The sequence below is a fragment of the Luedemannella helvata genome, from assembly GCF_039528415.1.
Classification (GTDB): domain Bacteria; phylum Actinomycetota; class Actinomycetes; order Mycobacteriales; family Micromonosporaceae; genus Luedemannella; species Luedemannella helvata.
The window spans coordinates 1-2,529 of sequence record NZ_BAAALS010000070.1; the positions used below are offsets into that span (position 1 = coordinate 1).

Genomic DNA, 2,529 nt, shown 5'->3' on the forward strand with positions numbered 1-2,529 from the left:
CCAGAACGTGGGGATGCCGTACCGGTCGCCGTCCGGGTCGTGGAACGCGGCGCGGGTGCGCGGCATCAGGCGGCCCTCCGGGTGGTCCGCAACGCGTCGCGGACGGCGAGATCCATGCCGACCACCAGGCGTTGTGCCTGCCGGTGGGCGGTGCGCTGGTTGGGGTCGAGCCGGACCACGGCCCGTAGCTCGATGCGGTCCTTGCCGGTCCGGGTGCGGACGCGGGTGGCGATGAACTTGCCGTAGTCCGTCTGCCAGACGAGCAGGTCGGAGCGGTGCTCGCCGGTCGGCATCGTGTAGGCGGTGCAGGAGTGGTCGCGGGCGCACCAGTGCGGGTGCCCGTCGCCGGGCTTGCGGGTGGTGATGGCGTTGCGGCGCAAGGGATTCATCGGTTCGCGGCCTTCCTCGTGTGGGTGGCGTCGCGGTGGATGCGGGCGAGGTAGTTGAAGGCGCGCCGGCCGTGGCGCAGCCGTAGGCCGGTGCCCTTGCAGGCTCGGCAGGGCTTGATCCGCTTCAAGATCCAGGTGGTGTAGTGGCCCTTGCCGCCGCAGAACCGGCACTTGCCGAACGGGAGCGCCCAGCACGCCGCCGCGTAGAGACCGGCGGTGAGGGTGCCGAGCAGGGTTGCGAGGAGCGTGGGTGTCACGGGAGGCCTCCTGGGGCCGTTTGCGGCCTGTTTTTGGCATGCCGCGACCCGCTACCGGTCGCAGGTAGCCGCAGGTCGGTTGGGATGTGTGGGGTAGCGGGAGGGGTAGCGGCGGCGCTACCTATGCGCCGGCCGCTACCCTGTCCGCTACCGCCCTGGTTACGCGCTTACGTCCGGGTTGCCCTTCTCGGCGATCAAGGCCCGGAGGGCGTCGAGCCGGTAGCCCTTGGCGACCCGTCCGGAGATCTTCACGTCGACCGACGCGACGCCCTGGGCGCGTGCCATCTCCGACAGCGCCTCGGCGGTGAGCGTCGCGTAGGCGTTGGGCCACCGCTCGGTCAGCGCTTCGGCGGCCGGTGCCCAGTGCTGCCCGTTGCTGGCCGAGACCTCGGCGAGGTCGGCGAGCAGGTTGCGCGCCATCGGCAGATCGGCCACGCCGACCGCGTGACCACCACGCAGCGCGAGGCCACGGGCCACGATCTCGGCCTGGGTCTTCTCGTCGGGAAAGTGCGACTGCACCGACACCGGCGTCGGGCCGCCGGTCATGACGCCCCACCCGGCGTCAATGCCGGGCCGGTAGACGGTTCCGGTGATGCCCCGCTTGTAGGCGCCGGTCCCGAGGATCATGTCGTTCTCCACCTGACCGGCCACGGACAGGCAGATCCGGTTCGTCACGCACCGCACGATGTTGGGCGGCAGGCTTGTCTTGTCCGGGATCTGCGTGGCCAGGATGACGATGATGTTGAGCGCCCGCGCCCGCTTGATCAGCCGCTCCGCGTCCTCGGCGGCCTGCGGATACGCGGCGAACAACTCGTGCGCCTCATCGATGACGATCATCAACGTGTGCAAGCCGGAGCCGGGCTTACGCGCGAGTTCCGGGGTGACCTTGCCGTGCGGCGCCTCGCCGCGCTTCTTCGCGGCAAGGATGAGCTTGCCGCGCTTCTCCGCCTCGGCCAGCGCCCACCGCAGGATGCCCGCGCCGGCCGCAAGGGCTGTGTCGTCCACGCCGACGACGTAGGTCGAGCACAGCGGTTCGAGGTCGAGGAAGTCGCCGGTGCCCTTGAACTCGGCAATCTTGAGTTCGCACGTCGGGTCGAGCACCCCGATCGTGGCCAGGGCCTTGGCCATGTACGACTTGCCGCTGCCGGGCTGCCCGCCGACCAGGACCGACCGGGCGAACAACGACGTCTTGACCGGCCGTTGCCGCTCGTCGGACCCGAACTCGTGCTCATCGAACACGCTGCACACCGCGTTCGGCGCGGTCAGCGACCAGGCGGGCTTACCCATCACGGACGCCGGTTGGTAGCCCACCCAGAGGTCGAGCTGCCCGGCGTGGTCCGGCCCGGCCGTGGGCCACACCTGGTCAACGGGTAGGCGCAGCGCCGAGGACAGGCCGCCGCGCCGGTCGAGGATCTTCACCGCCTCCAGGCCGGCGGGCAGGTTCACGCGGGCGAGCCAGCCGGGGCCGTCACGGTGGACACCGGGATGGACGAACTCCACCTGCCCGGCCTCCTTGAGCTGCGGCAACCCCAGTGACACCAGCGCGGTACGCACCATGTCGGCGGTCAACCGCGTGAACCGGCGACCGTTGGTTACCCGATCGGTGATCGGCTTGTCCGGCGGGCGCCCCGCCCGCGCGCAGACGACCGCGAGCGCCGCGAGGGCCGCGTACCAGCCCCACCACGGCACGGCGTCCGTCATGTAGGCCACGATCAGGCCGATCAGCACCGCGAGCAGTGCGGGGATGACGACCCACCACCGACCCCGGGCTTCCTTGCTGCGGGTGCGGTTGAGTGACTGCCAGGTGTAGGCGTCGTTCGTGTTCGCGGCGTGCTGGCGCAACTGCCAGTTGCCCTCCTCGGCGGTAGTCCACCGCAGCCCGC

Annotated in this window: 3 protein-coding genes; all 3 read right to left on the bottom strand. The window is 70.8% G+C overall.

The genetic code is table 11. The features are described from left to right. Positions 1-65 precede the first annotated feature (65 nt). Positions 66-389, bottom strand: coding sequence for a hypothetical protein (locus tag ABD191_RS28525; RefSeq protein ID WP_344088950.1), 324 nt, complete (start codon positions 387-389; stop codon positions 66-68). Then, on the bottom strand, positions 386-646 hold the full coding sequence (locus ABD191_RS28530) for a hypothetical protein (RefSeq protein WP_344088953.1): 261 nt from the start codon (positions 644-646) through the stop codon (positions 386-388). The genes ABD191_RS28525 and ABD191_RS28530 overlap by 4 nt, the downstream gene beginning before the upstream one ends. Before the next feature lie 159 nt (positions 647-805). Further along, a partial coding sequence (locus tag ABD191_RS28535; protein ID WP_344088956.1) for a cell division protein FtsK occupies positions 806-2,529 on the bottom strand: 1,724 nt, incomplete at its 5' end.

Coding starts and splice junctions, on each gene's coding strand:
- ABD191_RS28525 (WP_344088950.1), bottom strand. CDS start 389: ATGAATCCCTTGCGCCGCAACGCCATCACCACCCGCAAGCCCGGCGAC.